Annotated in this window: 9 protein-coding genes; 8 read left to right on the top strand and 1 reads right to left on the bottom strand. The window is 69.3% G+C overall.

What is annotated here, in order from left to right:
• Positions 1-191: 191 nt before the first annotated feature.
• Genes ACXAID_RS15565 through ACXAID_RS15540 form a run of 6 tightly spaced genes read left to right on the top strand, consistent with a single transcriptional unit; the run spans position 192 to position 4,376 of the window.
• Complete coding sequence (locus tag ACXAID_RS15565; RefSeq protein ID WP_475023111.1) at positions 192-680, top strand: MarR family winged helix-turn-helix transcriptional regulator; 489 nt, start codon at positions 192-194, stop codon at positions 678-680.
• A gap of 34 nt (positions 681-714) precedes the next feature.
• Complete coding sequence (purT, locus tag ACXAID_RS15560) at positions 715-1,860, top strand: formate-dependent phosphoribosylglycinamide formyltransferase (protein WP_475023110.1); 1,146 nt, start codon at positions 715-717, stop codon at positions 1,858-1,860.
• The gene (locus ACXAID_RS15555) at positions 1,857-2,300 is read left to right on the top strand and encodes an Rv0361 family membrane protein (protein WP_475023109.1); all 444 of its coding nucleotides are present in this window, start codon (positions 1,857-1,859) and stop codon (positions 2,298-2,300) included. Before purT ends, ACXAID_RS15555 begins: the two co-directional genes overlap by 4 nt.
• A gap of 19 nt (positions 2,301-2,319) precedes the next feature.
• Positions 2,320-2,733 carry a rhodanese-like domain-containing protein gene (locus ACXAID_RS15550; protein ID WP_475023108.1) on the top strand — a complete coding sequence of 138 codons (414 nt, stop codon included), beginning with the start codon at positions 2,320-2,322 and terminating at the stop codon, positions 2,731-2,733.
• Entirely contained in the window at positions 2,730-3,962 is a 1,233-nt protein-coding gene (locus ACXAID_RS15545; protein ID WP_475023107.1) for an O-succinylhomoserine sulfhydrylase, read from the top strand. Before ACXAID_RS15550 ends, ACXAID_RS15545 begins: the two co-directional genes overlap by 4 nt.
• A complete protein-coding gene (locus ACXAID_RS15540; RefSeq protein ID WP_475023106.1) occupies positions 3,963-4,376 on the top strand; it encodes a hypothetical protein in 414 nt (137 codons plus the stop codon).
• A gap of 5 nt (positions 4,377-4,381) precedes the next feature.
• Here the strand turns inward: ACXAID_RS15540 and ACXAID_RS15535 are convergent, their stop codons facing one another.
• On the bottom strand, positions 4,382-5,239 hold the full coding sequence (locus tag ACXAID_RS15535; RefSeq protein WP_475023105.1) for an SDR family oxidoreductase: 858 nt from the start codon (positions 5,237-5,239) through the stop codon (positions 4,382-4,384).
• A 58-nt stretch (positions 5,240-5,297) separates the two neighbouring features.
• Between ACXAID_RS15535 and ACXAID_RS15530 the strand changes: the two genes are divergently transcribed.
• A complete protein-coding gene (locus ACXAID_RS15530) occupies positions 5,298-5,822 on the top strand; it encodes a GNAT family N-acetyltransferase (RefSeq protein WP_475023104.1) in 525 nt (174 codons plus the stop codon).
• A gap of 37 nt (positions 5,823-5,859) precedes the next feature.
• Complete coding sequence (locus ACXAID_RS15525) at positions 5,860-6,129, top strand: hypothetical protein (protein ID WP_475023113.1); 270 nt, start codon at positions 5,860-5,862, stop codon at positions 6,127-6,129.
• The last annotated feature ends 1 nt before the right edge of the window (position 6,130 follow it).

Raw genomic sequence — 6,130 nt, 5'->3', positions numbered from 1 at the left:
GGCCGATTCGGCGCCGGCCGGCACCGCGATCGGGGCCTCGCCGGAGTCGCCGCCGCCCAGCAGCCCCATCGCCGCTCCCGAGGCGACGAGGATGAGCAGTGCTGTCAGCCAGGAGAATCGGCGGCTCATGACCGCCAATATTTCAGATAGTTAATCATTAATCAATTGAAGTTTCCGGTTAGGGTGGTGCCGTGCCCGATGCCGATCGTTCCGCGTTGGAGGCGCAGATCGCCGACGACGTGCGTGCGCTGACCGCCGAGTCCGACCAGATCGGCCACCACTTCGCCGGCCGGCACTCGCTGACCGCCAACGATTTCCGGGCGCTGCTGCACGTGCTGGTGGCCGAGACCGGCGGCGACGCGCTGACCGCCGGAGAGTTGCGCAACCGGATGGGCACCTCCGGCGCGGCGATCACCTACCTGGTGGAACGCATGATCGTCTCGGATCACCTGGTACGTGACACCGACCCGGCGGACCGCCGGAAGGTCAAGCTGCGGGTTGCCGAGCACGGCAGGGAGGTCGCCCGGGATTTCTTCACCCCGTTGGCGGAGCACACCCGTTCGGCGCTGGCCGACCTGCCCGACGAGGATCTCGCCGCGGCGCATCGGGTGTTCCTCGCGCTCGTCGCCGCGATGCGCGCCTTCCGCGGCGACCTGGACGCGCCGATCGCCCTTGACTGAGAGCGGCCGAGGGTCTGGCAGGCTGGGAGTGGCGATGAGGGACAGGACGGACGATGCGATGTTGGTGATGCTGCTGGGTGCCGGAGAGCTGACCCGTGAGCTCGCGTCGGCGTTCACCCATCTGGGGGCCGACGTGATGAGTGTGGATGCGTACTCCGACTCGGCGGCCCTGGCCGCGCTCATCGATGAGACCGGACCCGCTCTCGTCGTCGCCGACACCGCGTCGGTGGCCACCGACGACCTGATCGGCCTCGCCGAGCGGGGCGACGTGGAGGTGTTCCCCACCCCGCGCAGTGCCCGGCTGGCGCTCGACGGGGAGGGGCTGCGCCGGCTCGCCGCCGACGAACTGGGCCTGCCCACCGCACCGTTCTGGTTCGCCGGCTCCGCCGAGGAGCTCACCGCTGTCTGCCGCCATGCCGGTTTTCCATTGCTGGTCAAGCCGGTCGCCGCGGCGCCCGGCGAGTGCGAGTCGGTGCTGCTGCGACCCGAGGACGTCGAGCCGGCCTGGCAGCGGGCGGTGGCCGGCGGCCCGCTGAGCATGAAACGCGTGATGGCCGAAACGGTGGTGGAGGTCGACGTCGCGATCACCCTGCTGACGGTGCGGACCACCGGTCTGACCGGGCCCACCGTGTCGTTCTGCGAACCGATCGGTCATCATCGGGTCGCCGACGGCGCACTGGAATCCTGGCAACCGCAGCAACTCTCGCCGGCAGCGCTGGACGCCGCCAAGTCGATCGCGGCCCGCATCGTCAACTCGCTGGGCGGGCGCGGCCTGTTCGCGGTCGAACTGCTCGTCGGCGGCGACGAGGTGTACTTCGACGACATCCGCCCGCGGCCCTGTGACAGTGGCCTGGTGACGCTGCGCTCCCAGCGGCTCTCCCAGTTCGAGTTGCACGCGCGCGCCATCCTCGGGTTCCCGGTCGACACGATCATGGTCTCGCCGGGCGCGGTGCAGGTCGACTACCGGGACGCCGAGGAAGGCGACGCCGCCGGTGCGGCGGCGGGGCTTCGGCCCGTGCTCGCCGATGCGCTGGCCGTCGCCGAAAGCGACGTGCGCCTGTTCACCGACGGCGCCGAGGGGGACCGGCTGTCCGCGCTGTCGCTGGCCACCGCACCCGACCCGATCGTGGCCCGCGACCGGGCCCGCCGGGTTGCGTCTGCACTGCGCAGGCCGCGGTGAACCAGCCCGACGAGTCGTCGACCGGCTCCAGCATCGGCCCCTTCCTGGGGGCGCTGGCCATCATCGTCGCGGTGGTGATCACGGTGTGGCTGTTCAGCGTGTTCTCCTCCGACGAGCTGAGCGACGACCAGCAGATCGCCCGCGCGGTGTCGGCGCAGAACGCCGCCCTGCAGGAGGAGGACTACGCCGAGTTCCTCGTCCACACCTGCTCGGAACTCTATGGTCGGGAATCCGAAATTCTTGACCGGCAGCGGGATTCGGTGGACAGCCGTGGGCAGCGGATCGTCGAGCGGGTGGCCGGGGTGACGGTCGACGGGGACCGCGCCACCGCCGAGGTCACCTACTTCTTCGACAAGGACGAGGACACCAAGGAGACCGCGCGGGTGGACCTCGTTCGCCGCGAGGGTGTCTGGAAGGTCTGTTCGACCGGCCCCAGCTAGCTGTGGGAGACTCACGACCGTGAGCTATGCCGGAGACATCACGCCGCACGAGGCTTGGAAGCTGCTGAGCGAGAACAGCGATGCCGCCCTGGTCGACGTGCGAACCTCCGCCGAGTGGCGTTTCGTGGGGGTTCCCGACCTGTCGTCGCTGCAGCGTGAACCGATCTGCATCGAGTGGAGCCGCACCGACGGGACCCGCAACGAGGGCTTCGTCGACGATCTCAAGGCCGCTGGGCTGGACTCGGGTGACCGTCCGGTGGTGTTCCTGTGCCGGTCCGGCAACCGCTCGGTCGGGGCGGCCGAGGCCGCCACCGCGGCCGGTATCGGCCCGTCGTACAACATCCTGGTCGGCTTCGAGGGCAACCTCGACGAGAGCAGGCACCGCGGCGGCACCGGATGGAAGGCCGACGGTCTGCCCTGGACGCAGTCATGAGCCAGGACACCCCGTCGGTGCGGATTCCCGCGCCGCTTCCCGACGGGGTCAGTCAGGCCACCATCGGGGTCCGCGGCGGGCTGTTGCGCTCGGGTTTCGAGGAGACCGCCGAGGCGATGTACCTGACCTCGGGCTATGTCTATGAAACGGCTGCCGACGCCGAGAAGGCGTTCACCGGCGAGATCGACCGCTACGTCTACTCCCGCTACGGCAATCCGACCGTCTCCATGTTCGAGGAGCGGTTGCGCCTGATCGAGGGTGCTCCCGCCTGCTTCGCGACGGCGTCGGGGATGTCGGCGGTGTTCACCGCGTTGGGTGCATTGCTGGGCGCCGGGGACCGGCTGGTCGCCGCGCGCAGCCTGTTCGGGTCCTGCTTCGTGGTGTGCAACGAGATCCTGCCGCGCTGGGGCGTGGAGACGGTGTTCGTCGACGGCGAGGACCTCGCGCAGTGGGAGGAGGCACTCGCCGACACCTCCAGGCCCACCCGAGCAGTGTTTTTCGAGACGCCGTCGAACCCGATGCAGTCGCTGGTCGACATCGCCGCGGTGTGCGACATGGCCCATGCCGCCGGTGCGAAGGTGGTGCTCGACAACGTCTTCGCCACACCGATTCTGCAGCAGGGTTTCCCGCTGGGAGTCGACGTGGTGGTCTATTCCGGGACCAAGCACATCGACGGCCAGGGCCGGGTGCTGGGCGGGGCGATCCTGGGCGGCAGGGAGTACATCGACGAGCCGGTGCAGAAGCTGATGCGCCACACCGGTCCCGCGTTGAGCCCGTTCAACGCGTGGACGTTGCTCAAGGGGCTGGAGACGCTGTCGCTGCGGGTGGGGTACCAGAACTCGTCGGCGCACCGGATCGCCGAGTTCCTCGAAGCCCACCCCGCCGTGCGGTGGGCCCGCTACCCGTTCCTGGAGTCGCATCCGCAATACGACCTGGCCAAGCGGCAGATGACCGGCGGCGGCACCGTCGTGACGTTCGAGCTGGACGCGCCCGCGGGCGCCGGCAAGGACCGCGCCTTCGAGGTGCTGGACAAACTGCAGGTCATCGACATCTCCAACAACCTCGGCGATGCCAAGACGCTGATCACGCATCCGGCCACCACCACCCACCGGGCGATGGGCCCGGAGGGGCGCGCGGCGATCGGGCTGGGCGATGGCGTGGTGCGGATCTCGGTCGGCCTGGAGGGCACCGAGGACCTGCTCTCGGATCTGGACCGGGCGCTGGGCTAGGTGTCTCGCCGGTCGGATCAGAAGAAGGCGCGCCGCAAGAAGCGGCGCGCCACCCGCGACCGGAACTGGCTGGCCGACGACGTGCAGGACCGGGTGGCCGAGATCGTCTCGGACCTGGAGGATTTCGACGCCAGGCTGACCGAGCGGGGCTGGCAGTTCAATCCCGACGACCCGGACGACGAGATCGGCGTCACCTGGCTGTGGCCGCCGTCCTACACCGAGCTCGACGACCCGGACGCGGGCGTCGCCGCGACGGTGATCGCGCTGATCGAGGAGGAGGGCGGCGAGATCGCCCATGTGGTGTTCGTCGGGACGGCCGACGACTATCAGTTCGGCCTCGACGAGCTGTTCGAGTATCTCGACGTCATCGAGGGCTATCGGGTCGGCGACCAGCCGCCGGTCTTCGAGGCCTGAGTGCGCTACTTCCCGCCGTCGAGCACGCCGAGCGCGTCCTGGGCGCGCTGCTCGTAGCTCTGCCGGGTGCCGGCGTCGAACTCCAGGAACACGGTGTCGAGCCCCAGCTTGCGGTTCATCCAGCGCCGTGCCCGTGGGCCCAGCATCTGGGCGGCCTGGGCGGTGAAACGCAGGAACGGGGGCACCGCGACGTGGGTTTTGGGTTTGTCGAGTGTCTTGACGACCGCCGCGGCGATGTCGTCGGGTTGCACCGGCTTGGTGCCGGGGGTTTCCCGGGTGCCCGAGATCAGCTCGGTGTTGGTGAACGGCGGCATCACCACCGAGACGTGCACCCCGTGCGGGGCCATCTCGTCGGCCAGCGCCGCCGAGAGCCCCACCACCCCGAACTTGGCACCGACATAGGCGACCTGGCCGGGCACCGGGATCAGCCCGGACAGTGACGCGATGTTGATGATGTGGCCGCGTCCACGGGCCACCATGTCGGGCAGTGCCAGCTGACAGCCGGCGAGCACCCCGTAGAGGTTCACCTCGATCGACGAGCGGATCGACTGTTCGGACTGCTCCAGGAACGGCCCGATCGGCATCACGCCGGCGTTGTTGATCAGTACGTCGATGTGGCCGCCCCCGTCGGTGCGGGCCTTGTCCAGGAACGTCGCGAACGATTCCCGGTCGGTGACGTCGAGCGGGTATCCCGACACCGGTCCGAGGTTGGTCAGCTTGGCCACCGAGGATTCCTGCAGCGCCACGTCGCGGTCGCCGATCACCACGCGTGCACCCCGGGTGAGCAGGGCTTGGGCGGTGGCGTACCCGATGCCTCGGGCCGCCCCGGTGATGGCGATCGTCTTGCCGCGGATGTTGTCCATGCGGCCGAACTTTACACCTGTCAAGTTTTCGGACAAGGGGTGGTCGTTAAATGGTGGGGTGACATCCGAACCCGTTGTGGGCGAGCTGCGATTCGTCGCGGTCGGCCAGGAGGACCCGCTGGCCGCGCCGCTGATCGACGAGCTCGCCGTCGAGTACGCCGAGCGCTACGGGGGTAAGCGCGACCGGGTGCACGCCTGGCTGCGGTCCTACCCCGCCGCGGAGTTCGAGGCACCCGACGGTGGTCTGTTCGTCGGGTTGCTCGACGGACTGCCGGTGACCGGCGGTGCGTTCCGCCGGTTCGACGAGACCACCGCCGAGCTCAAGCGAATCTGGACCGACCACCGCCACCGGCGCCGCGGCCACGGCCAGGCGCTGGTCGGCCACCTGGAAGCCGAGATCGCCGCGCGCGGCTACACCCGGATCTACCTGACCACCGGCGACCGGCAACCCGAGGCCGAGGCGCTCTACGAATCGATGGGCTACCACCGCCTCGCCGAGCCGCTGCCCGCCGAGAACGAGGTGTATCCGATCGCCTTCGTCAAGGACGTCGGCCTGCCCCTCGGTGACCCTCCCGGCCGATAGGCTGGCGCACGTGTCGCAGGCGGCCGTGGGATGGTTGATGCTGGCCGCTGCCGCACTGCTGTTCGTCTTCGGTGGCCTGTCGCGGGTGTTCATCGGGCGACGCCGCGACACCGCCTGGGTCCGCGGCCTGGTGCACCTGTTCCGCCGGACCGGAATTGCGCGGGTCCTGTTCGGCCGCTTCGAGGGCGATGTCCTCGACGACGACGAACTCGACACGATGATCCTGATGCCGGCCATCGTCATCGCTTGCGGGTTGTGTCTGACCGCGCTGTTCCTGCTGGGCTACGACACGCTGGTGCCGGACTGAT

It is taken from the genome of Mycobacterium sp. ABE4_509, from assembly GCF_056160785.1.
The sequence above is the reverse complement of the archived record's forward strand: the minus strand, read 5'-3'. Positions and strand labels throughout refer to the sequence as shown.